Annotated in this window: 8 protein-coding genes; 5 read left to right on the forward strand and 3 right to left on the reverse strand. The window is 73.6% G+C overall.

Going from position 1 to position 25,741, the window contains the following annotated elements; genetic code table 11:
• The first annotated feature begins 290 nt into the window (after positions 1-290).
• The 3 genes from ACGH2B_RS03125 (at position 291) to ACGH2B_RS03135 (ending at position 7,408) form a co-directional block, all read left to right on the forward strand.
• A complete protein-coding gene (locus ACGH2B_RS03125; protein ID WP_399083676.1) occupies positions 291-1,346 on the forward strand; it encodes a sigma factor in 1,056 nt (351 codons plus the stop codon).
• Positions 1,343-2,680 (forward strand): hypothetical protein, encoded by a 1,338-nt coding sequence (locus tag ACGH2B_RS03130; RefSeq protein WP_399083679.1) that lies wholly within the window; start codon positions 1,343-1,345, stop codon positions 2,678-2,680. The genes ACGH2B_RS03125 and ACGH2B_RS03130 overlap by 4 nt, the downstream gene beginning before the upstream one ends.
• An 87-nt stretch (positions 2,681-2,767) precedes the next feature.
• Positions 2,768-7,408 carry an FtsK/SpoIIIE domain-containing protein gene (locus tag ACGH2B_RS03135; RefSeq protein WP_399083682.1) on the forward strand — a complete coding sequence of 1,547 codons (4,641 nt, stop codon included), beginning with the start codon at positions 2,768-2,770 and terminating at the stop codon, positions 7,406-7,408.
• A gap of 98 nt (positions 7,409-7,506) precedes the next feature.
• Here ACGH2B_RS03135 and ACGH2B_RS03140 read toward each other — a convergent pair whose 3' ends face one another.
• From ACGH2B_RS03140 to ACGH2B_RS03150, 3 genes are all read right to left on the reverse strand, one after another.
• The gene (locus ACGH2B_RS03140; RefSeq protein WP_399083685.1) at positions 7,507-7,818 is read right to left on the reverse strand and encodes a hypothetical protein; all 312 of its coding nucleotides are present in this window, start codon (positions 7,816-7,818) and stop codon (positions 7,507-7,509) included.
• A 57-nt stretch (positions 7,819-7,875) separates the two neighbouring features.
• A complete protein-coding gene (locus tag ACGH2B_RS03145; RefSeq protein ID WP_143940075.1) occupies positions 7,876-8,184 on the reverse strand; it encodes a M3 family metallopeptidase in 309 nt (102 codons plus the stop codon).
• Positions 8,185-8,271: 87 nt separating this feature from the next.
• Positions 8,272-9,213 carry a serine/arginine repetitive matrix protein 2 gene (locus tag ACGH2B_RS03150; RefSeq protein ID WP_399083688.1) on the reverse strand — a complete coding sequence of 314 codons (942 nt, stop codon included), beginning with the start codon at positions 9,211-9,213 and terminating at the stop codon, positions 8,272-8,274.
• 293 nt (positions 9,214-9,506) lie between these two features.
• Between ACGH2B_RS03150 and ACGH2B_RS03155 the strand changes: the two genes are divergently transcribed.
• On the forward strand, positions 9,507-23,072 hold the full coding sequence (locus ACGH2B_RS03155) for a hypothetical protein (protein ID WP_399083691.1): 13,566 nt from the start codon (positions 9,507-9,509) through the stop codon (positions 23,070-23,072).
• On the forward strand, positions 23,069-25,738 hold the full coding sequence (locus ACGH2B_RS03160) for a right-handed parallel beta-helix repeat-containing protein (RefSeq protein WP_399083694.1): 2,670 nt from the start codon (positions 23,069-23,071) through the stop codon (positions 25,736-25,738). Before ACGH2B_RS03155 ends, ACGH2B_RS03160 begins: the two co-directional genes overlap by 4 nt.
• Positions 25,739-25,741: the final 3 nt, after the last annotated feature.

Consider the following 25,741-nt stretch of genomic DNA (forward strand, 5'->3'; position numbering starts at 1 on the left):
CCCGCGACGCTCCGCGACGGCCGGATCGGCACGGATCATGGCTGCACACTTCACGTATTCTGTGAGAAGTTCAGAGGGTCCCTTGAGGTTGCCGGGCCGGACTTTGCGTCAAGCTCGCGAAGTATCCGGCGCGCTCCCGGGATGACCACCCGGGGCGGGAGCGGCGCACCCCCGACCAGGATCGGGGAGCCCCACGGACTCCATCACCCCCCGCGCCCCGCGCCGAGAAAACGCCACGTACCGGCTGGCACGAGAGAGCCTTTCCCGGTTCGTGCCCTGTCCGAGGAGGAGTGCCCGTTTTGCACACGGCCCACCCGTCGACACCTCGTGCAGACGGCAGCCGCTCCGGCGGGATACGCCCGCCCGCCTCCGCGGACGCGCTGCTGCGCGGCGCGATGGAGCGGCACCGTCCCGCGCTGCTGCGCTATGCCGCCCGGCTGACCTCCGGCGACCCCTACCGCGCCGAGGACATCGTGCAGGAGACCTTCCTGCGCGCCTGGCTCGCCGCCGACCGCCTCGACCTCGCCGAGGAGGACCTCCACGAACTCCGCGCCACCGAACCCCCCTACGGGTCCGGCGCGCTCCGGGAGGCCGCGGAGGAGGACGGATACGACGGAGGGGAGGAAGAGCGGGAAAGCTGCCCGGCCAGGGGGAAATCACCGCAAGGCACCCCTGGACCGCCGAACGGCCAGGAATGTCAGAAGGCCGATGAATCCCGGACGTTGCGGGAAGACGGGATGCCCCGGGCGGATGAGACCGCGTCCGTGCCGCCCCCGGGCCCCCGGGCCACCGGTTCCTGTACGGGGCCTGAGGACGGTCACCGCCGGCGGAACGTGGGCAGGGGCGAAGGGCCGGGGCGCGCGGACACCGGGCGGGGCACTCCCCGGCTCGGATCCTGGCTGTTCACCGTGGCGCACAACCTCGCCGTGGACGCGCACCGCCGCGAACGGGCCGTCCCGGTGGGCCCGACGCCCGCCGAGGCCCTGACCCGTCCCGCCGGGGCGGACATGGCCGACGCCGTCGTGGACCGCTGCGTGATCACCCAGGCGCTGTGCCGGCTGAGCCCCGAACACCGTGACGCCCTCGTCCACATCCATCTGATGGACCGCACGGGAGCCGATGCCGCCCAGGCCATGGGCATACCGCGTGGCACCGTCAAGTCCCGTACGCACTACGCTCTGCTCGCAATGCGGCGTGAACTCGCCGCCCCTTCCCGGCCCACCGTCCCGCGCCCCCGGCTGCGGAACACGACCACGAGGACCGCCACGAACGCGACGCCCCCGCACCCCGCCGACCGTACGACCGCGACGCCCCCTCCCTCCCCCGCCGAAAGCGCCGCCGCATGAGCCGTTCCGGCGATCCGTTCGCCTTCATCAGCGCCCACCAGAACCTCATCTTCACCATCCTCGGCGTGCTCGGGATGGTCCTGCTGCTCTTCCTGCTGCTGCGGATCCCCGTGAAGCGGGCGGGCGGCTGGAAGGCGTCCAAGGACGCCGTACGCCGTGAGGCCACCGCCACCGCCTACGCCTTCGGCGCACCGCTGCGCGCCCTGCGCGCACACCGCAAGGCGCTGCGGCTGCTGGTGCGCCATCTGAAGTCCCCGCACACCTGGCGCGACGCCGAGCGCGCCGTGACCGCCGCCCGGCAGGCGGCCGCACCCGGCTCCGCCGCCGACCGTGCCCCGCGCCCGTACGCGGCGCTGGCCGACGGCGCCACCGTCACCGTGCTGTTCGCCGGCACCCCCGCCGACGCGCCCGGCGCCCCCTGGTCGGAGGACCCGGACGATCCGCGCCGCTGGACGGTGCGGCGTGAGGACCTGCCCGCCGTCGCGCCGTCCGCGGAGGACGGCCCGCCGCTGCTCGTCGCCATCGGTGTCGGGGAGGGCCGCTGCGCCTTCCTCGACCTGGCGTCGGGGCCCGCCCTCACGGCGGTGGAGGGCGATGCCCGCACCGCCCCCGCCATGGTCCGGGCGCTCGCCGCGCAGCTCGACGCGCGGCTCCCGGAGGGGCTGGTGACCGTCGCCGAGGGCGTCCACCCGCGGCACCCGGGCGCACCGGTCCGCGAGGCGTACCGCGCCGCCCGGGAGACGGAGCCGAAGCACGGCATCGCGCCGGTGCTCGCCGCCGCCGAGCTGCCCGATCCGCTCCCCGACGACTTCGGGCGCAGCCCCGGCGGCCCGCCCCGGCTGCGGATCGTGGTGCCCGGTCGGCCCCGCGGCCACGCCCGGCGGCTGCTGACGGACCGCCACGGCCAGCTCCTGTTCGCCGGAACCCCGCTGCTGACCTCGGCGAACGCGCTGGGCCGGGCCCTTTCCCGGGTGCTGACCGACCTGCCGCCGGTGCTGCCGCCGCCGCCCGCCGCGGGCATGGCCGACGGCCACCCGGACGCGCTGTTCGACGAGGACGCCGCGGTGGAGACGGCGACCGCCGGCGGCCGTGCCCCGGCGCCCGCCGAGCGCCGCCCGGTGTCCACCGCGAAGAGCGCCGCCGCGACGGCCGAGCCGCCCGCTCCGGGTGCCTCCGCCCGGAGCGGCGCCGCCGGTGCGCCCGGCGTCTCGGCGCGCGCGGGCTCGGCTCAGACCGCGCAGGACGCCGCCGACGGGTTCCCCGGCCAGGCCGCACCCGCCGACCAGGAGCAGGAGACGCCCGGCGCCGCCGCCCGGCCCGCCGCGCGTTCCTGACCCGACCCGCCGCACCGCGAGCGGCCGCCGCCCGGCGGCCGCTCGCCCCGTACCGCCCCTTTGACGGCACCGATCAGTGGGACCCCCGTGAAACTGACGCTCACCACCTCCGACGCCGGACGCCTGACGGACCATCTGCTCGATGTGCCCGAGCAGGCGACCGTCGCCGACCTCGCCGCCTCCCTGGCCCCGCCGCCGCCGGACACCGGCGAGCCCTCCGCCACGCCCCCGCCGCCCCCGCAGGTCTACCTCGGTGACCGCGCGCTGGACGGCGCGCTGCCGCTGCGCGGCTCCGGTATCCGGGACGGCGCCGTCCTCGGTCTGGGCGCGCCGTGCGCCACGGACCACCCGTCGCGGGCGTGGTCCCCGGCGCCGGGCGACCCCGTCCTCATCGAGGTGCGGCACGTCGGCGGGCCCGGCGCGGGCCGGGTCTGGCGGCTCGGCGCGGGCAGCCACGAGATCGGCACCGCCCGCGGCTGCGCGCTGCGGCTGTCCGGCGGCGGCGCCCCCGACCACGGTGTCTGGCTCACCGTCGGCCCGGACGGCGAGGTGACCTACCTGCTGCCGGAGGACGCCGACGAGGAGAGCTGCGGGCTGCGCAGTCTGACGCCCCCGCCGCCGGTGGACCCGGAGACCGGCACCCCGCTGACGGCGGAGGAGCCCGCCGGGGTCCGCGACGGCGGCACCGGCGGACACTCCGTGGCGCCCGGTCCCGACGGGCTGCCGCCGGCCGAGCCGGAGCGGCCGCCGGGCCACCGGCCGCCGCCGGACGACGGCTCCGCCGAGTGGCCGGCCTTCGCCGACCTCTCCCTGGGCGAGCATCTGCTGCGGCTGACGGCGCCGTTCCAGCCGGACGCGGCGGTGAACCCGTCGTCGGACGGCATGGCGGTGGAGTACAACCGTCCGCCGCGGATCGCGCCGCACCTGGACGCCGAGACGATGCGGATGCAGGGCCCGCCGTCGCGTCCCGGGCCGCGGGCGTTCCCGCTGCTGTTCGTGCTGGCGCCGCTGATGATGGGCCTGATCATGATGGGCCTCTTCCGGTCCTTCTACTTCATGATCTTCATCTTCTTCAGCCCGATGATGGCGGTCAGCAACTGGATCATCGGCCGCCGCACCGGCCGCAAGCAGTACGAGGAGTCGCTGCGCGTCTACCGGCTGCGCCGCGCCTCCCTCGAACTGGAGCTGCGCGAGGCGGCCGTCGAGGAGCGGGAGCTGCGCAACACCACGTTTCCCGACCCGGCGTCGGTGCTGCTGACCGCCACCGGCCCGTCCGGTGCCCTCTGGGCGCGGCGCCGCCGCGACCCGGACCGGCTCACGGTGCGGCTGGGCACGCTGACCCGCCCGTCGCTGCGGCGGATCGAGGACCAGGCCCGCGACGCCAACCACCGCTCGGTGCACTGGCGGCTCGCCGACGTGCCGTACGGCCTGGAGATGGCCGACCTCGGCGTCGTCGGTCTGGTCGGGCCCGGCGCGACCACCCGGTCCGTCGCCGCCTGGACGGTCGCGCAGAGCGCGGTGCTGCACAGCCCGCGGGATCTGCGGATCGTGGTGCTCACCAGCGACGAGAACGCCGAGGCGTGGTCGTGGGTGCGGTGGCTGCCGCATCTGGACACCGGCCGCGGCACCAGCGTCGTGGCACTCGGCAACGACCCCGAGAGCACCGCGCACCGCATCAACGAACTCGTCGCCGACATCCAGGCGCGTACCGCGGCCGCCGGCTCCGCACTCGGCCGGACCCTGCTGGACGAGCCGGACGTCCTGGTCATCGCCGACGGTGCGCGGCGGCTGCGCGACGTACCGGGCATGGTGCAGGTCCTCAAGGCCGGACCGCCGGTGCACATCTACAGCCTCTGCGTGGACGAGCAGGAGCGGCTGCTGCCGGAGGAGTGCACCTCCGTCATCACCGCGACCGGCAACCACCTCGCCGTCCGCGTCACCGGCACGCCCAAGGTCAGCGGGGTGCGCGCGGATCTGGTGGACACCGCCTGGTGCGAGGAGGTCGCGCGGGCGCTCGCCCCGGTCCGTGACGTCACCCTCGACGGCGACTCGGGCCTGCCGGACGGCGTCAAGCTGCTCGGGCTGATCGGCCAGGAGCCCCCGAGTGTCGAGGCGCTGCTGCGGTCGTGGGAGAAGCGCCCCGCCTCCACGACGTTCGTGCTGGGCGCCGGGTACGACGGGCCGCTCCGCCTGGACCTGGTGCGCGACGGGCCGCACGGGCTGGTCGCCGGTACCACCGGCTCCGGCAAGTCCGAGCTGCTCCAGACGTTGATCGCCTCGCTCGCCGCCGCCAACCGGCCCGACGAGCTGGCCTTCGTCCTCATCGACTACAAGGGCGGCAGCGCGTTCCGCGAGTGCGCGGAACTGCCGCACACCCTCGGTATGGTCACCGACCTCGACGGCCACCTCGTGCAGCGGGCGCTGGCCTCGCTCGACGCGGAGCTGCGCCGCCGTGAGCAGTTGCTCGCGGACGTCGAGGCCAAGGACCACGCCGACTACCGTGCCAAGCGGTCCCGCAACCGCGAACTGCCCGCACTGCCGCGGCTGCTGATCGTCATCGACGAGTTCGCGACGCTGGTGCGCGAGGTGCCGGACTTCGTTCCGGGCCTGATCAGCCTGGCGCAGCGCGGCCGTTCGCTCGGTCTGCACCTGATCCTCGCGACCCAGCGGCCCGGTGGTTCGGTCTCCACCGACATCAAGGCCAACACCAACCTCCGGATCGCGCTGCGGGTCACCGACAAGAGCGAGAGCCAGGACATCATCGACTCCGGCGACGCGGTGAGCATCTCCTCCGCGACGCCGGGCCGTGCCCTGGTCCGCCGCGGCGACCACGCGCCGACGCCGTTCCAGACCGCCTGGGTGGGCGCCGCCCGCGCCGGGGCGGAGCCCGGCGAGGACGAGGCACCCGCGCAGCCGGGCTCGGTCACCGCCGCCGCCCGCAACGTCCGCGGGGTGGAGCTGTCCTGGAACCGGCTGGGCCGCCCCGTCGAGCTGTTCGACGACGAGGAGGTGGAGGAGGTCGCCGCCCCGGAGACCGCGACCGACCTGCTGGCGCTCGTCGAGACGATCCGGAAGGCGACCGCGGCGCTGGAGGACCACAGCGAGCAGGCCAGCCCGTGGCTGCCGGCGCTGCCGGACGTCGTCACCCTCGACGACCTGCCCAAGGCCCCGCCGACCCCGCCGGGCCGCCCCGCCGCCGTGCCGTACGCCCTCCTCGACCTGCCGAGCCTCCAGGAACGCCGGGTCTGCTGCCTGGACTTCTCGACGTTCGGCCACCTCTACGTCGTGGGCGCGCCGCGCTCGGGCCGTACGCAGGTGCTGCGGACGCTGGCCGGTTCGGCGGCGCGGACGCTGTCCACCGCCGATCTGCACCTGTACGCGATCGACGCGGCGGGCGGCGGTCTGTCGGCGCTGGAGGCGCTGCCGCACTGCGGTGCGGTGGTCTCCCGGTTCGACACCGAGCGGCTGGCGCGGCTGCTGGGCCGCCTCATCCGCGAGCTGACCATGCGTCAGGAGAAGATGGCGGCGCACGACTGCGCGAGCCTGACCGAGCTGCGCGCCGCCCTGCCGGCCGCCGAGCGCCCGGCCCATCTGATGCTGCTGATCGACGGCTGGGACGGCATCTCGCAGATGCTCGACGAGTACGACGGCGGGCGGCTGTTCGAGGAGGTCACGCGGTTGCTGCGGGAGGGTGCCGCGGCCGGTATCCACCTGGTCGCCTCGTCCGAGCGCGGACTGCTCGGCGGACGGCTCTCCGCGCACAACGACTTCCGGCTGCTGCTGCGCCAGTCGGACAAGGGCGACTACTACCTCGCGGGAATGTCGCCGAACCGGGTGCCGAGCCACATCCCGGCGGGCCGCGGCTGGCACACCCCCGCGTCCGTCGAGACGCAGATCGCGCTGCTGCCGACCACCGGTGACGGCGTGCCGGGCCAGGGCAGCGCCGACCAGGCCGACGCGCTGCGGGAGATCGGGCGCGTCGCCACCGAACGGGACGCCGGGCTCCGCGCCGAGCGCCGGCCGTTCCGGGTGGCGGAGATGCCGAAGTCCATCGGCTTCCAGGAGGCGATGGAGCAGGTTCCCGAGTCGGCGCGCCGCCCGATGTGGGCGCTGCTGGGCATCGGCGGGGACGAGGTGCGGCCGCTGGGCTTCGACTTCCTCTCCGGCGGCGGCAGCTTCGCGGTCGTCGGCCCGCCCGGGTCGGGCCGCTCCACGGCGCTGGCGGCGATGTCCGTCTCGCTGATCACCGGCGGTACGTCGCTGGTGGTGCTCGCCCCGCGCGAGTCGCCGCTGCGCAAGCTCGCCGACCACGGTCTGGCGCAGGTCATCACGGACACCGACCCGTCGGCGAACACCGTCGAGGAGGCGCTGCGCGCCGTCGGCGACAAGCCGGTGGTCGTGGTCGCCGACGACAGCGATCTGCTCTCCAGTTGCGGTGCGGACAAGGTGCTGCGGCGGATCGCCTCGTCGGGCCGGGACCGCAACCAGGGCATCCTGATCGGCGGCCCGTCCGAGGGCATGAGCTCCATGGGCTGGATCGGCATGGTCCGCCGCTCGCGGCGCGGTCTGCTGCTCGGGGCGCGGACGATCGGTGACGGCGACATCATCGGCGCGCGCATCACCGCCGAGCACATCCGCACCCGGATGGTCCCGGGCCGCGCCTGGACGGCGGGCCCGTCCGGCACCGTGGTGCCGGTCCAGGTCCCGCTGACGGTCCTGGAGAGCTGACGCGGACGCCGCCCCCGGGAGCATGTCCCGGGGGCGGGCCAGACGCGAAACGGGCCCGGCACCCACGGTGGGTGCCGGGCCCGTTCGCGCGGGGCGGGTCAGCCCTTGGAGCTGTTGCGGACGCCCGCGGCGATCTGGCTGTCGGAGTCCGTCATGGACTTGACGATGTCGGTGAAGGACTGCGCGAACACCTTGATGTTCGCGGAGGACTCCTTCATCTGCTTGCTGAACGCCTGGTACGCCTCTTCCAGCGCCGGGCTGGACTGCTCGAAGACGAGACCGTCCTTGAGCAGCGTGCTGACCGTGTTCTCCAGATCGCCCAGTTCGTTGGCGATGTCGGTGAACTTGTTCTCCATGGTGTTGGCGACACGCTTGATGTCGTCGTAGTCGAGAAAGACGTCCTGCGCCATGTATGCCTCCGGTGAATGCGGTCGGGTGGTACGGGATGCCGCCGGGCGGCGGGGGCGTCAGCCGCTGGAGCGGATCTTGTTCGCCATCTCGTCGTCCATGTCCCGCATCGACTGCACGATCTTCTCGAACTGCTCCGCGAAGTCCTTGATGCTCTGCGTCGCGTCGGTCAGCGACTGCGTGAGCTTCTCGTAGGACTGCTGGAGGGCGGGGCTGGAGTTGTTGAACTTCAGCGTGGAGTTGAGCATCGTGTCGACCTCGTTCTTGGCCTCCGTCATGCGGGGCACAAGGGTGTTGTCGGCACTGTTCTTGAGGAGGTTCGAGACGCGCTCGATCTCCGCGAAGTCGAGGCTGATGTTGGCGGCCAAGATCTCTCCTTGGTTACGGGTTTCCGACGGGGGTCGAGGGTCCGGGGCGGGCCCCGGGGAGCGGACGGCCGGTGCGCGGGGCGCGGCTCAGTCGTCCTCCTTCTCCTTCCATTCGGCGCCGTCGCCGAACGGGGAGGAGCGGGTGTAGGTGGTGGTCTCGTCGTCCGTGGTGACGGTCATGGTGCCGCTGCCGTCGTCGTTGATGACGTAGCGGCTGGTGGTCTCGGAACCGTCCGGACCGGTCGTCACCGTGGTGTAGTCACGGGCGTCGAAGGTCTTGCCGTCCTTGAGGGTGATGGGCTGCGGTGACGAGTCGTACGTCGTCTTGTTCGTGTACTTCTGCTCGTCGGCGCCGGAGCCGATCGTGACGGTGGACTCCTCGGTCATGACGTTGTTGTCGTCGTCGAGGGTCACCTTGACGTGGGTGCTGCCCGATTCCGTGGTGATCGTCTTCTCGGTGGGCGGGGTGTCGCCGGGCCGCTCGCCCTCGGGGTGGTCACCGGGCTGCGACGGCACGTCCTTGTCGTTGTTGTACCGGTCGCACCAGCCGGGGGCGCCGTCGGCGGAGCACACCTCGTTGATGTCGGCGTCCGGATGCTCCTTGAAGTAGCCGGACGCACCGATCTTGTCCAGGTAGTCGTTCCACGCCTTGGTGTCCTCGTCCCACTGGTCCCAGGCGGCCTTCTTGTGCTTCCAGTCGTCGAGACCGAGGCTGGCGCCCATCACCCCGGCGCTGTCGGCCATGCCCGCGTCGACCTGGAAGTAGTTGTCGGAGACCGACTCGAAGATGTCGGCGAGCTTGTTGAGGCCGTCCTTCGCGTCCTTCGCGCGCTGGCTGGAGCGCTGCGAGAAGCTCCACATCGCGGTGCCGAGGTCGCTGAAGCCCATGACGCTCTTCGCGGCGCTCGTCGATTCCGACAGGTCCTTCAGCGCACCCTTGGCGCCGCCGGAGTCGGCGGTGTCGGCGAGCTGACGCATCCGCGTCTGCACCTGGTTGAGCAGCTCGTAGTCGATGGAGAAGTCGGGCATGGGCACCTCTCGGGCCTGCGGCCGGGCGGCGTGGAAGCAATACCTTGCACCCCTCTCACGCACGGACGCGCCGGATGGTTCACCCGGAAGCGGAATTCGTGCCGGGGAACGGTGAACCTCCTGGCCCCGTGGTGCGTGTTATGCGTACGGGTGCTCCTCCGCACCGGCCGCCGCGCCGCCGGAAGAGCCGCCCGCACCCGCCCGAACTGCCCGTACCCGCCCGCACCGCACCCCACCCGCACCGCCCTGCCGCACCGCCCGTGGCAGCCGATCATGGAAGGCCGGTACCGTCGTTGCCCCGCGAAACGGACTGGAGCGCCCTGGGCCTGGACTCGGACCCCACCCCGGGGGACGCGGCCAAGATCCGGGAGGTCATCGCCTCCCAGCAGGACCTGGTCGACCTCGCCGACAAGATCGACGACGGGCTCACCGAGGTGAAGAACACCACGGACGGCGCGTTCGTCGGGAAGACCGGGGACGCGCTGCGCGAGGTCATCGACGGCAAACTGCGCAACTTCGTCTCGACGTTCCGCGAGGCGCAGGAGGACGTGCAGAGCGCGCTGCGGACGTACAAAGCGGTCATGGAGGAGCAGCAGGGCCGGGCGGACGCCGCGCTCCAGCAGGCCAAGGAGCTGTCCGAGGACGACGAGGACGGCCGCGACTCGCTGAAGTCGACGGCCAAGGACGCCGGGGACATCCAGAAAGAGGCGTCGGCGACGGCGGCGAGCGCGGTGCGGGCGGCCCGCGACAAGATCGCCTCGCCGATCGACGCCTGCGACGAGATCATGAAGGCGCTCAGCTGGCTGGCGATCATCCTGATCATCCCCGCCATCATCTTCGGCGGTCCGGTGGCGCTGTTCGCCGTCGCGCTGAACGTCGCCATCTTCATCAAGACCGCGGTGGACTTCGCCAACGGCGACGCCAGCGCGCTGGACCTGCTGCTGGCCGGGCTCGGCATGATCGCCCCGAGCACCAAGGGCCTCAACGTCATGAAGGCGCTCAAGGGCCTGCGGGGGCTGGGCGCCAAGGGCATCGGCGGCATCAAGACGGCGTTCACCTCGTTCAAGAACGTCTTCACCGGCCGCAACATCCTCAACATGTCGTTCCACCTGTTCTTCGGCACGAAGGACTTCGCGCGGGGCGCGGCGAGTTGGAGCCGGGGCCTGAACGGCCTGTGGACGCACACCCCGTTCAGCAAGATCCCCGGGTTCGGCGGCCGGATCTTCACCGGTATGAACGGCTCGTTCCACATCGTCACGCCGTTCAAGGCGCTGCCGTTCATGCTGCCGGCGGGCATCAACGGCCTGCACATCGCCGGGGCGCTGGCATACGGCGGGATGAAGGGCATCGGCAACGCCGCCAAATGGATCGGCTCCGGGCTGGTCGCCGGCGGGAAGTCCGTCATCAACGGACTGTCAGGCTTCAAGGCGCTGCGGCTGATCCTGCCGGTGGACGCCGCCGAGATCCAGGCGCTGGGCATCGGCAAGGCGCTCCGGATCGGCTTCATCGACCGCGGTGTGTTCGGCAAGTACCGCTTCGGCGCGGTCGGCGCGGGCGGACGGCTGCTGGGCGGCGCCGGGCCGATCAACCACCTGGTGGGCGCGGGCGGCGGCGGTATCCCGTCGGTGCACATCGATCCGATCGGTGACCTCGCGGTGATGCGGACCGGCAACTTCGCCGGGCCCGGGTCGTTCTCGCCGTCGCTGTCGACGCACGGCGTGGTCACCCCGCCGTCGATGCACTTCGACGGGTCGATGGGCGGGCTGAGCACCCCGCATCTGTCCATGCCGTCGCTCCAGGGCATGGGCGAGGGGCTGCACGGCGGCATCTCGATGCCGTCTATCCAGGGCATCGGCGGCGGGCTGCACGGCGGGATCTCGATGCCGTCCGTCCAGGGCATCGGCGGCGGACTGCACGGCGGCATCTCCATGCCGTCGCTCCAGGGCGTCGGCGGGCTGCACGGCGGACTGAACCTGCCGTCCATGCAGGGGCTGGGCGGGATCGATTCCTCGCTCGGCGGACTGTCGAACCTCGGCCACTCCGGGATGCTCGGCGATCTGCCGACCGCGGGCCCCGTCTCGCACCTCTCGCCGCAGGGCGGGCTGTCCGGGGTGACGGCACCGGGCGGCGTGTCCGGGCTGGGCTCGCACGGGCTGGGTTCCGTCGCCGGCGGGCACTTCAACTTCTCCGGCAATCTGGGCGATCTGGGCAACATCAGCTCGGGCGCGCGCATCGCGGACGTCCCCGCGCTCCGCTCCTTCGACCTGCCCGCCCCCTCGACGGCGGCGCCGCACGGCTCGGGCGCGGGCCTGGTCGACCTCGGCCACGTCGAGGCGCCGGGCGTCCCCGCCGCCGGCACCTTCGACCTGCACACCGGCTCCCTCACACCGGGGTCGATGCCCACCGTCGGGCACCTCGACGTCCCGGCGACCGGGGCGCACACGCCGGTCTCGACGCCGTCCGTCGGCCGGATCGACCTGCCCGCGACGGGCACCGCGGCCCCCGGCGTGACCGCGCCGGGCGGGGTGCACCTGCCGGCCACCGGTTCGGTGACGCCGGGGCCGGTGCAGGGGCTGGTCCACACCGATGTGCCCGGTGCCGCCGTCAACGCGGGCGCCGGGAAGATCGCCGACGTCGGCGCGGGCCGTGGCCTCGGCTCCGGCGTGGACGTCTCCGGCATCACCCCGCCGACCGCCGTCACCCACGGGATCACCCCGCCGACGGTCACCACCCACGGCATCACGCCCCCGGCGTCCGCCACCCACGGCATCACCCCGCCCGGCACCGTGACGCACGGCGTCGACGTACCCGCGACCGGGACCACCGGCGTCACGCCGCCCGCCACCCGGGGCATCACCCCGCCGGCCGCCGGGGAGCACGGCATCACCCCGCCGGCCGTCACACCGGGCGCCGCCGCGCACGGCATCACCCCGCCGCCCGCCGCCGCGGCCCACACCGATGTGCCCGTGGTGGGCGGTCCGGTGCGGATGCCGCAGGGCGGGGCCGGTGGCGACCTCGCCGGGCTGGGCGAGCGCGCCGTACCGGCGCCCGCTCCCGGCCGCGGGTTCGACGGACCCGGCGCCGTGCCGGGTCACCCGGTGGAGACCCCGGCGACCGGCGCCGGTGCGCACCCCGCCGTACCGGAGCCGAAGCTGCCGCAGACGCCCGGTGCCGGCGTGCCCGGGCACGGCGTCACCGCGCTGGACGGCGCGCACACCCCGGTGGTCCCGCACGCCGCGGGCGGTATCGACGTACCGGGCGCCGGAGCCGTCCGCCCGGCCACCGGGCACGTGCCCGCGCCGGCCGCCCCGCACGGGCGCCCCGACGGCGTCGACCTCGGCGGCGGTTCCGGGGCCGGCGGCAAGGGCAAGGGCAAGGCGCCCGACCCGTTCGCGGACTGGAAGAACGAATCGCTCGCCAAGGTGGACGTGTTCCGCAAGCCGGGCGACCTCCCCGGCGACCTGGAAGCCCGGCTGGGCGCGTGGAACCGGGTGCAGCAGGCGCGGATCGACCACCAGGCGGCCGGGGCGCACCTGGACGCGGTCGGCGGGCGGATCGACGGCCCGTCGTCCGGTCCGTCCGTCGGTGAGCAGGCGCTGGCCGACTTCCGGGCCACCGAGAAGGCGCTCGGCGACGCCGAGGACGCGTTCCGGGTCCACGGTATGGACCCGCACGATGTGACCCGGAAGCTGGACGCGCTGGACGCCGCGTCGCTGAAGGAGCGGCCGCGGCTGCTGGGCGGTGCGGCGCCGAGCGGTCCGGCCCAGAGGGAACTGCCCGGCATCGAGGGCGCGGTGGTGAGCGCGCCGCGCGGCCAGGCACCGGAGATCCTCGACGCCGGTGCCCTCGGGGACCGGCTGGTGGTCCACGGCGGCGCGGGCGACCGGCAGTTCAGCGTCCAACTGCTGGACGCGCCGGGCGGCAGCCCCGTCCGCACCTGGCACTACCAGCGCGGTCTCGGGCCCCTCCGCATCACCGGCGAGGACTTCGTCCTGCGCGGCGGTGTCTTCGACGGCAACGCGCTCACCACCGTCCTGAAGAAGGCGGGCCCCCTCCAGGTGGACGGGCACTCCTGGCCCGTCAAGATCGACGGGGACGAGATCACCATCGCCTCGCCGACCGGACCGCAGCGCTACGTCAACGGCGTGTTCCAGGAGGGCCCGCCGCTCCCCGCGCCGCACACCGACCCGCCGCCGGCCGCCGCGGGCCTGACCGGCGACGCCGCCGCCAACTGGGGCAAGCTCGTCGACCTGGCCCATGTGCACCTGGGCGAGGCGGTGGGCAACAAGGCGCTCGACTCCATGATGCGCAAGGTCTACGGAGGCGGGTTCACCGGCAAGCGCGGCTACGGCGGTTTCGTCGACCCCGAGGCGCTGGGGCGCGGCGACCTGGTCGGCCAGTCGAAGGACTTCCACAACCTCGCCCAGGACCTGCTGCTCAAGGGCGCCAACGAGCGGATCACCGTCTACCGGGGCGTGACGATGGAACCGGCCGCCCACGCGGACAACACCTTCGTCGAACGGCTGCCGGTCTCCACGTCCAACACCTTCGAGTTCCAGCCCCAGTGGGCGAAGAACGGGGTGGTGAGCAACCGCGTCGTCTTCGAGATCGACGTCCCCGCCGACCACGGCAAGATCGCCATGACGTACCCGCCGCACTACGACCACGCCGGTGCGGGCGCGCCCAAGCCCATCAGCGACCAGTGGGAGATCACCCTCTCCCCGACGACGCTGAAGCGCACCGGGCCCAACCGGATCGACCCGGACAGCGGCCTGACGATCGTGCCGGTACGCGCCGAGGCGATCTCCCCGGACGACTTCGCCAAGGTCATCCAGGAGGAGTGGTCCGGCTTCCCGTCGAGCACCGCCTTCGACGACTTCGGCAAGGCCTTCGACCCCGGCACGATCGGCCGCTGGGAGGGGCTGGAGGGCGCCGCCGCCCGCGCCGAGCTGAGCGGCGACGGTCTGGTGCGGACGGTCACCGTCACCAAGCCCGGCCACTCCGGCGAGCTGACCATCGGCATCACCCACGTACCGGAGAAGGACTCCGTCCGCCTCACCTTCACCGACGGGGACGGCAAGCTTCTCGCCGACCGGACCTTCGACCAGCAGAAGTTCCGCGGTCTCGGCCAGGACCTGCGGGGCGACGTCCTCCACAACAACGAGGTGCTGAAGCCGCTGCCGCTGCCCGAGGGCTGGCACAGCACGGCACCCGATGACGTCCCGCACTCCCCCGGCGCCGGTGCGGGCGCCGACGCCCTGCCGGGCCCGGCCGGCGGCGCCACCGGCAAGCTCCCCGAGGGCACCGGTGCGCTCGATGTGCGCACCGGCGGCCACGGCGCCCCGTCCCGGCCCTCCGGTGCGGAGCTGGACGCGATCTGGGCCCGGGAGTCCGACGCCCGCCTCGACGTCTTCCGCGGCCAGGACGCCTCGGACGACCTGGTGGACGCGCGGGTCGGCGCCTGGCGGGAAATCCAGCGCGCCCAGCGGGAGTTCGACCAGGCGGAGCACACCTTCAACCGCGACGGCATCCGTACGGACGGCAGTTCCGGCGGGCCGGCCGTCGGCGAGCAGGCGCGGATCGATCTGGACGCGGCGGCCAACCGCCTCGGCCACGCCCGTGACAGCTTCCGGCAGCTCGGGATGGACCCGGACACCGTCGCGCACGAACTGCGCGCCCTGGACGACCTCTCGCTCAACGAGCGTCCGCGGCTGCTGGGCGGCGCCTCGGCCCAGAACCGTTTCGAGAAGGACCTCCCGGGACTGGACGGTGTGGTGCTCCAGGCGCCGCGCCGGCAGGTGCCGACGCTCGCGGACGCCGGGGCGTTCGGGGACCGGCTCGTCGTCCACGGCGGCGCCGCCGACGCGCGGATCGACGTCCAGTTGCTGGACGCGCCGGGCGGCAGCCCCGTCCGCACCTGGCACTACCAGCGCGGCTTCGCCGGGCTGACGCTGACCGGTGAGGACATCGCGCTGCGCGGCGGTCCGCTCGACGGCATCACGGTCGCCACGACGTCCAAGCTGGGCGAGTCGACGGCGGCGCCGGTGCTGGACACGGCGGGCGGCCACGCCTGGCCGGTGAAGATCGAGGACGGCCACATCACCGTCGCCTCGGCGTCCGGTCCGCAGCGCTACACCTGGTCCGACGGCGCGTTCCACGACGCCCCGCCGGTCCCGGCGCCGCACACCGGCACGCCGCCCGCCGCGTCGGGGCTCAGCGGCGCGTCCGCGGAGAACTGGAACTCCCTCATCGACGTCGCCCGCCTGCATCTGGGGCGCGCGGACACCGACGGCAAGGTCGCCGCGCTGATGCGGGACGTCATCGGCGGCTCGTTCACCTCCAAGCGCGGCTACGGCGGTTTCGTCATCCCCTCCAAGCTGGAGGACGGGGCGCTGGTCGCGAAGGTGGAGGACTTCCACCGGGTCACGCAGGACCTGCTGTTCGAGGGGCCCAACAAGGAGCTGACGGTCTACCGGGGCGTCTCGATGGAGCCGTCCGCCCAGACGGCGGACGTCTTCACCGAGCGGCTGCCGATCTCGACCTCCAACACCTTCGACTTCCAGCCCGAGTGGGCGAAGAACGGGGTGGTGAGCAACCGCGTCGTCTTCGAGATCCAGGTGCCCGCCGACCACGGCAAGCTGGCGATGGCGTACCCGCCGCACTTCGACCACACCGGGAACCCGGCGCCGCGCAGCCCCGACCAGTGGGAGATCACCCTCTCCCCGACGAAGCTGGTCCGCACCGGCGCGACGCGGACCGATCCGGGCAGTGGCCTGACGATCGTGCCGGTGCGCGCCGAGGCGATCTCCCCGGACGACTTCGCCAAGGTCATCCAGGAGGAGTGGCCGGGTCTGCCGTCGGGCACCGCCTTCGACGACTTCGGCAAGGCCTTCGACCAGTCCTCGATCGTGCGCTGGCGCGGTTTCGAGGACGTCACCGTCCGCCCGTCGGACAGCGCGGACGGGCTGGTCAAGACGTTCACCGTCACCAAGCCCGGCTCGCCCGACCGCCTCACCATCACCGTCACCCACCACCCCGGCGACAACAGCGTCGAGGTGGCCTTCACCGGTCCCGGCGGCGAGAAGCTGCTCGGCAAGAGCTGGAGCGGTACCGGCTTCACCCATATCGCCGCCGATCTGCGCGGCGGGGTGCTGCACAACGCGGAGGAGTTCAGCAGCCTGCCGAAGCCCGGCAGTTGGGACACCCCGCACACCCCGGCGAGCGGCGTGGACGACCTCACCGCGTCCACCGGCGGTCTCCGCGTCGGCGACGCCCCCGCCTCCGGCCTCAGCGCCAAGGCGACGGGCAAGCTGCCCGAGGGCTCCGTCCCCGCGCCCCACGGCTCCCGTCCCACCGGCGCGGAGCTGGAGAGGATCCACGCCCAGGAGAGCGCGGCCCGCCTCGACGTCTTCCGCCGCCCCGGCGACTCCGACGGCGTCGTCAACGCCCGGCTCGACGCCTGGGGAGAGGTCGTACGGGCCCAGCGGCAGGTGGACCACGCACAGGTCCGTCTCGACGCCGAGGGCGGCAGCGGCGCCGGCGGCTCCGACGGCCTCACCGTCGGCGACCACGCCCGGATCAGCCACGCGGAGGCGGTCGCCCGCCTCGACCTCGCCCGGGACGCCTTCCGCGCCCACGGCATGGACCCGGACGTCGTCGGCGCCCGCCTCGACGAGTTGACCGCCGACTCGCTCAAGGAACGCCCCCGCCTGCTCGGCGGCAGCGGCGACGAACTCGGCCCCCACCAGCAGCCGCTGCCCTTCGGTAACGGCACCGTCGTCGAGGCGCCGCGCGGCGGAGCGCCGCAGTTCCGCGGCGGGGACGACGCGGACGGTCTGCTCGTGATGCGCGCCGAGGACTTCGGTCCGCGCAACAAGGTCTTCCACGTCGACATGCTGGACGCACCGGGCGGCGCCACCGTCCGCACCTGGCACTACAAGGTCGGCCTCGGCAACCGGCTCACCCTCTCCGGTGAGGACGTCGTCCTGCGCGGCGGGGCGCTCGACGACGTCACCATCACCACCAGGGCGGACCTGGACAAACGCCACGCGGCACCGATGGCGGACCCGAACGGTGGCCACAGTTGGCCGGTGAAGGTCGAGGACGGCCATATCGTCGTCGCCTCGCCCTCCGGTCCCCAGCGCTATCTGTGGTCCAACGGCGCCTTCCACGACGCGCCGCCGGTCCCGGCGCCCCGTACCGACACGCCGCCCGCCTCCGCGGGGCTCGACGGGAAGGCCGCCGAGAACTGGAACGCCCTCGTCGACGTCGGCCACCGCCACCTCGGGCGCGCGGCGGGCGACAGCAAGATCTCCGCGCTGATGACGGATGTCAGGTCGGGTTCGGCGTTCACGTCCAAGCGCGGCTACGGCGGCTTCCTCAAGCCCGGGGCGGCGGACGACAAGCTCCTGAACAACGTGCGGTACTTCCACCAGGTCACCCAGGACCTGCTGTTCGAGGGGGCCAACAAGGACATCACGGTCTACCGCGGCGTCTCCATGGATCCGGCGAGCCAGTCGGCGAACGACTTCATGGAGCGGCTGCCGATCTCCACCTCCAACAACTTCGAATTCCAGCACGAATGGGCCAAGGGTCTGGAGCTGAGCAACCGCGCCGTCTTCGAGATCCACGTCCCGGCGGGCCACGGCAAGCTCGCGATGGCGTACCCGCCGCACTTCGACCACGTCGCCACCGGCTCCCCGGTGCCGCGCAGCCCCGACCAGTGGGAGATCACCCTCCCCCCGACGAAGCTCGTCCGCACCGGCCCCACGCGCGTCGAGGGCGGGCTGAACGTCGTGCCGGTGCGGGCCGAGGCGATCTCCCCGGACGACTTCGCCAAGGTCATCAAGGAGGAGTGGCCGGGTCTGCCGTCGGGCACCGCCTTCGACGACTTCGGCAAGGCTTTCGACCAGTCCTCCATCGTCCGCTGGAAGGGCTTCGACGACGTCACCGTGCACCCGTCGACCAGTGAGGACGGGCTGGTCAAGACGTTCACCGTCACCAAGCCCGGCTCGCCCGACCACCTGACCATCACCGTCACCCACCAGCCCGGCGACAACCGCGTCGGCATCGCCTTCGCGGACTCGGACGGGTTGCTGGCGACGCCGAAGAGCTGGAGCGGTACGGACTTCCGCAACATCGCCGCGGACCTGCGCGGCGGGGTGCTGCACAACGCGGACGAGTTCACCAACCTGCCGAAGCCCGGCAGTTGGGAGGAGCCGCACACCCCGGCGGGCGGCGCCGTGGACGACCTCACCGTGTCCACCGGCGACCTCCGCGTCGGCGACGCCCCCGCCTCCGGCCTCGGCGCCAAGGCGGCGGGCAAGCTTCCCGAGGGCAGCGTGCCCGCCCCGCACTCCTCCCGCCTCACCGGTGCGGAGCTGGAGAAGATCCACGCCCGGGAGAGCGCGGCCCGCCTCGACGTCTTCCGCCGCCCCGGCGACTCCGACGGCATCGTCAACGCCCGCGCCGAGGCCTGGGGCGAGGTACAGCTCGCGCGGAACGACCTCGCGGACGCGCGGGCCCGTGTGGAGAGCGAGGGCGGCCGCGTCGACGGCCCCTCGCGCGGTCTCGACGTCGGCGAGCGGGCCCGTGCCGAACTGCACCTCGCGCAGACCCGGCTCGACGAGGCGCGGGAGGCGTTCCGGGCGCACGGCATGGACCCGGACGCGGTCGGCGCCCGGATGGACGAGCTGACCGCCGACTCGCTCAAGGAACGCCCCCGGCTGCTCGGCGGCTCCGGACGGCCGGGCCGGGCCTCGGGCGAATGGCACGAGATGCGGGAGCTGGAACTGGAGCTGGCCCACTTCCGGGCCACCCGCGCCAGGCTGGACACACCCCCCGCGGACCTGCCCCCGGCGCACACCCCCGGGGCACGGCCCACCCCGCCGCCGCCCGTCGACGACGTGGCGGCCACCCACGGCGCGCCGCCGCCCGCGGCGGCGGGCACCGGCGGCACCGGCGCGGTGCAGTTGCACTCCCCGGAGGGCCTGTCGCACTTCCGTCAGGTGGTGCACACCCCCGACGGGCCGGTCCTGCGCTTCACCGGAGCGAACGGCGCCCCGGTGCCGGGCGCCCGCGTCGAGGCGTACGGAGAACACCTCCGCGTCTCCACTCCCCAGATGCATCAGGTCTTCGCCACGGACGGCACCCACCTCCACGACCTGGTGGAACTGACCGGCGCGGACGGTCTGACGTACTTCGCCCACCGCCCGCTCACCCGGCACGGCGGCACGACGCCCCTCCCGTCCGGGGAGCTGCACCGGGCGGACGGCGTGCCGGTCGACGGCACCGAGGTCACCGTGCACGGTGAGGGCTTCCGGTCGACGAGCGGCACCACCGTGCACGTCTTCGACTCCTCCGGCACCTTCGAGTTCCGGGCGCTGCGGCTCCCGGACGCCCCCGGCGCCACCGGACAGCTCCTGCGGACGTACGAACACGGCGCCCTGGAGGTCCTCGGCGACGGCACCCGGGCCGAAGGGTTCACCGCCCACACCCGGCCCGGCGGCGGTTTCCGTATCGAGGACGGCGACGGCGGCTTCCGGCTCGTCGGCGAGGACGGCACCGCCACCCACGTCGTCACCGTCGAGGGCAGCACGTTCCACGTCGCGGACGGCGCCGGGAGCCACCTCTACGACGCCGTGCGGCTGGCCGACGCGCCCGACGGCCGGTTCCTGCGGACCGGCTCCGACGAACTGCTCGACGCCAACCTGGAGGGCACCGGCGTCCGCGTCACCCGGGAGGACGGCGGCGGCTTCCGCACCGACGGCACCGGGCCGCTGCGCCAGGGCGAGTTCACCCGCTACCGGGCCGACGGCAGCCTGGAGAAGATGCGGATCAACGTCATCCACCACGGGACGCCGCGGCCCGGCCACCACTTCGAGGTGGACTTCCCCGCGAAACCCGCCGACGGCACCGACGCCGCGAAGGCCACCTGGAAGCGGGTCACGCCCGGCGCCACGGAGCGGCCGGACGCCACCGCGAAGTGGTTCGACTCCGGCACCGTCGGTGAGAAGGGGATCGCGGGCGGCCGGGTGCAGTTGCTCAGCCACAGCGGCGCCGAGGTCTTCGAGCGGCGCCCGCTGCCCGGCGGCGGCTTCCTGGACGCCCAGCGGCCCACCGCCTCCACCGGCTTCGCCCGCTTCGGCCACCAGCGCAGCGACTGGCAGGAGATCGCGGCCGACGGCTCCGCCGGACGCCACGGCAAGCGCCACTTCGGCACCAGCGGCCGCAGCTGGTACGACATGGACGGCGCCACCCGCGTACGGCACTGGCGGGAGAACCCCGACGGCGGCCACGTCCTCGCCCAACTGGACCGTGACCCGCTCACCCAGGGCCTGACCAACCGCCCCACCACCTGGCACCGCTACGACGAGGAGTACACGCACCTCGCCCAGGGCGAGCGGACATGGAGCCCGGGGCGCGGCTGGACCGACACCATGACCGATACGCGGACGGGGCTGACCGAGACCGTCCACGAGCGGTTCGGGCGACTGCACGCCGACGACAACCGCCGGTACTTCCAGCGGGAGATGGAGGCGGACGGCTCCCTCAAGAAGGACTGGATCTCGCACTCCGCGCACGGCAAGGAGAACGCCGCGGGCAAGACCCTCAAGGACGGCGGGTTCCTTCAGACGCACCGCGTCATGGAGCAGCGGCCCCCGTCGTGGGTCCGCAACCTGCTGTCCTCCGTCGAGCACCGCACCTTCGCCGGTAAGCCGTGGCTCACCGCCGACAACGGCTTCCAGGTGCACACCTGGAAGTACACCCCCGCCGGCGCCGAGGCGCCCGCGACGACCGGGGTGCGGCTGGTGGGCCGGGACAGCTCGACGCTCGACATCGCCTCCGACGGCACCGTCGTCCGCGCCACCACCACGCTCTCCGACGGCTCCAAGCTGACCGTCGGCGATGTGGAGATGCCGGCCGGCGCCACCCGCCAGGACGGTTATCTGCCCTGGTCGGCGGGGGACGACGGGCTCAAGGGCCACCGCACCTTCCACCCCGACGACTTCACCGGCGGCGGCGACCGCGGCCACGGCGATCTCGTCTGGCAGGACCGCCACCGTCCCGGCGCCGGGGAGGGCGACTGGTTCACGCCGGGCGACGGCGAGTGGCGCGTGGCCCGGGAGGGCTTCGCCGACGGCACCGTGGTGGAGTACCGCACCCCGCCGCGCGCCGCCGGCGGTGACACCGTGCACGCCGGACCGGGCGACGACTGGGTCCGTACCAACCAGCACGGTGAGGTCGTGGCGCGCCGCGACACCTGGCCGGGCGGCGACGGCGGCGCGGGCATCGAGGTCACCGCGACCGGCCGCCCCGGCGCCGCCAGGGTCACCTGGGAGGCGGGCGGTGAGTCCGGCGTCCGGGTGCAGTCGGCGGGCGGCGGCACCGGACGGTACTGGGACAACGCCTCCTACCAGGACTTCGACAGCGCGGGCCGGCTGGTCCGCGACCACCGGGTGCTCGACGACGGCACGACCGTCGACGCCTGGCGGGTCGCCGGCGGCGAGGGCGAACCGCCGGTCTGGCACTGGAACAAGACCGACAAGGAAGGCCACATCCTGGAGTTCGGCGACGGCGCCGGGCGGGTCCGCACCTGGACCGACGCCCGGGGCAACGCGCTGGACGACTGGCGCGAGGGCGCGCTGTGGCGCGACCACTCCGGCGGCGACCTGGTCCAGGAGATCCCGCCGGTGCCGCGCTCCGGCTCGCTCTTCCAGGACCACTTCAGCGACCCGTCGCTCCGGGTCCGCGAGCACCGCGCCACCCCGGACGCCGAGTACAAGCCCGGCGAGTGGCGGGAGTTCGACAACGGCGCGGTGGTGCGCACGCGGACCGCGCTGGACGACGGGACGTTCCTGGAGTCCGACGAGTGGAACAAGCAGTGGCGGCGCTACGGCGGCGCGGACGGCACCACGCTGCTGTCCGAGCGGACGATGGCCGGGTACGTCTGGGAGAAGGACAGCTTCGGCCGGATGACGCTGGTCGGCCGGGAGAACGACTTCCGGGGCTGGGCCGCCGAGTTCCGCGGCGGCAGCCGGATGATGCGCGAGCCGAACCGCTTCGAGTGGTCGAAGAACGTGAACGGCGAATCGCTGTACACGCCGTTCGTGCAGAAGGCCGCCAACCAGGCGCTGGTGGAGTTCATCCAGGAGTTCACGCTGGACTTCACCGTCGGCCTGATCGTCAACGCCATCGCGGCGGAGATCTCCGGCCGGGAGTTCAGCTGGACGGACGTGGCGAAGGCGGCGTTCGGCGCGGCGGTCGGCTCGACCGTGAAGATCGGCGTGAGCGGACTGCACAACGCGGCGGGCCGCGGCGGCACCGTCAAGACCGGGATGAGCAACGTCGATTCCGGCAAGCCGTACGCCCGGCCCCCGGCCTCCGACGACACCTGGTCGACGGAGTGGGCGGGCAACGAGAAGGTCACCCGCTGGCGCGCCGGTACGTACGACTTCAGCGTCGGCATCTCCTCCGGTCTGGTGTCCGGCTTCATCACCGGTGCCGCCAGCTCGGCGATCTTCGGGGTGTACGACTCCAACGGCAACGTCGTCCACCTCTCGGGCACCGACGCACTGCGCGAGGGCGCCCTCGGCATGGCCTCGGGCCTGGCCGGCGGCCTCAGCTTCGGGGCGGCCAAGACGGTGCTGCAGCAGACCGCGGCGGGCAGGTTCTACCATCGGCAGGGTCTGGTGGACCTGTTCCTGGTGGGTGGCATCAGCAAGTTCGCCGACAAGATGTTCGGCGGGCTGATCCTCACCCCCGAGCTGCGTAAGGCCGATCCGCCGTGGTGGCAGCAGCAGCCCGCACCGGAGCCGTCCGAGGACGACCCGCACGACCCGCAGGAGAGCACGTCATGACCAACCCCGTGTACCGCGTCGCCGCCCGGGGGCGCGGTGCCCACCGGACGATCTCCGACGCGGTGGCGGCCGTCCCCGCGGGCGCGGTGGTCGCCGTCGCGCCGGGCGTCTACCCGGAGAACGTCCGGCTGGAACGCCGGGTGGTGCTCGTCCCCGAACAGGGCCCCGGCACCGTCGAGATCCGTCCGGCGCGCGGCCCGGCGCTGAGCGTCGCCGCCCCGGACTGCGCGGTGCGGCAGTTGACGCTCCAGGGCACCGATCCGGCGGAGGCGCTGGTACGGGTCGAGGACGCGGCCGGTCTGGTGCTGGAGGAGTGCGCGCTCAGCCACGGCCGGATCGAGGTGCTGGGGCGGCCCGACGCGCCGGACGCCCCGCAGAACGGCGAACCGCCCGAGGAGGGCGCCCGGTTGGCGGCGCTGCACGGCGCGCTCGCCGCGGATCTGGTGGAGGAGCTGCAGGATCCGACGACGGGCGGGGTGCTGCTGCTGCGCCACACCCGGCTGCACGGTGCCCGCCATGCCGCGCTGCACGTCAGCGGCGACGGCCGGGCGCGGATCGAGGACACCGTGATCACCTCGGTCGACGGCATCGGCGTGGTGCTGTCGGGCACCGCGCGGGTGGTCGCCGACGGGCTGCGGATCACCGGGAGTTCGGGCTCCGCGCTGCGGGCCCGGGGCGCGACCCGGCTGGCGGTGCGCGCCGCCCGGCTGACAGGGCCGGGCCGCCACGGGCTGCTGGCGCAGGACACCGCGCAGGTACTCCTGGACGACTGTCTGGTGGAGGGCGCCGCGGGCTCCGGTGTCCAGGCCGAGCACGAGGCGCGGGTCGATCTGACCGGCTGCCGGATCGTGTCGCCGGGCGGCAGCGGTCTGGTCACCGGTGGCGCCGCCCGTCTGGGCGCGCGGGATTGCCGGGTGGTGACGCCGGTGGCCAACGGTGCGCTGGCGCTGGGCGACAGCGCGCTGGAGCTGACGGACTGCGCGGTCTCCGGCAGCGGTTTCAGCTCCCTGCACCTGGGCGAGCGGGCCCGCGGTGAGCTGACCGGCTGCCGGGTGACGGACAGTGAGGAGCACGCGCTGGTCGTGACGGACGAGGCCCGGGTGCGCGCCCAGGACACCGCGCTGCGGGACGCCGCGATGTGCGGGGTGCAGGTGGCGATGGCCGGTGCGGTGGCGCTGGCCGGGTGCCGGGTCACCGGCGGCGAGAGCGGTGTACGGCTGCTGTCGGACGAGGAGTCGGTGCTGCTGGAGACGGTGGTCGCCGGGCAGCGCAAGGCCGGTGTGGAGCTGGGTCCGGGCGCGCGGGCGCAGTTGACCGGCACCCGGATCGCGGACGTGGGGAGCGCGGGCGTGACGGTGGCGGGCGGTGCCCGGCTGCGGATGGACGGCGGCGGGGTGTTCCGGGCCGGCGGCACGGCACTGGTGCTGTGGAAGGACACCGACTGCGCGGTGAGCGGCGTCCGGATCGACACCACGGGCAAGAACGGCATCCTCGTCGGCGACGACGCGTCCGGCACCTTCGAGTTCTGCGACATCCGGGCCACCGCCTTCCCCGCGCTGCACGTCGGGGAGCGGGCCGAGCCGCGGTTCGTCCGCTGCCGGATCTTCGACTGCGCGCAGGACCTGGGCACCGCCGAGGGCGCGTCTCCGGTGTTCGAGGACTGCACGGCACACGGTGTGGAGCAGTCGGTGCTGCCGGCCACGACGGCGACGGGGCCGGGCCCGGCGGCGCCCGCCCGGCCCGGCGCGTCCGGTCAGCCGTCCGGCCCGTCGTCCGCCGCCGGGACCTCCGAGGAGGAGGGCCAGGACGCGGAGCTGGCCGACGAGGGCGCGCCCGAGGCGGAGCCGGAGTCGCTGGAGGACCTGCTGACCGAGCTGGGCGAACTGGTCGGCCTGGAGCGGGTCAAGAGCGATGTCGGCGGCATGGTCAAGCTGATGCAGACGGTGCGGCGCCGCCGCGAGGCCGGGCTGCCCGCGCCGCCCCTCAGCCGCCATCTGGTCTTCGCGGGCAACCCCGGCACCGGCAAGACGACGGTGGCGCGGCTCTACGGCCGGCTGCTGAAGGCGCTGGGCCTGCTGGCCGTCGGGCACCTGGTGGAGGTGGACCGCTCCGCGCTGGTCGGCGAGTACGTCGGCCACACCGGTCCGAAGACCACCGAGGCGTTCAACCGGGCGCGCGGCGGGGTGCTCTTCATCGACGAGGCGTACTCGCTGGCCCCGGCCATCGCCGGGAACGACTTCGGTACGGAGGCCATCGCCACGCTGGTGAAGCTGATGGAGGACCAGCGTGACGAGGTCGTCGTCATCGCGGCGGGCTACCCGGACGACATGGACCGCTTCATCGGCTCCAACCCCGGTCTGTCGTCGCGTTTCTCCCGCACCCTGCTGTTCGAGGACTACAGCTCCGACGAGCTGGTGCACATCGTGGAGCACCACGCCGAGCGGCACGCGTACAAGCTGACCGCCGAGGCGCGCGAGGCGCTGTCCGGCCACTTCGCGGCGATCCCGCGGACCGTCCGCTTCGGCAACGGCCGTACCGCGCGCCAGGTGTTCCAGGAGATGACCGAGCGGCAGGCGATGCGCGTCTCCGAGCTGGAGGCGCCGGACGCCGACGCGCTGATGCAGCTGTCACCGCTCGACCTGCCGGAGAACGCCCTCACCCTCTGACCT

Source organism: Streptomyces sp. BBFR2, assembly GCF_044497305.1.
Taxonomy (GTDB): Bacteria; Actinomycetota; Actinomycetes; order Streptomycetales; family Streptomycetaceae; genus Streptomyces.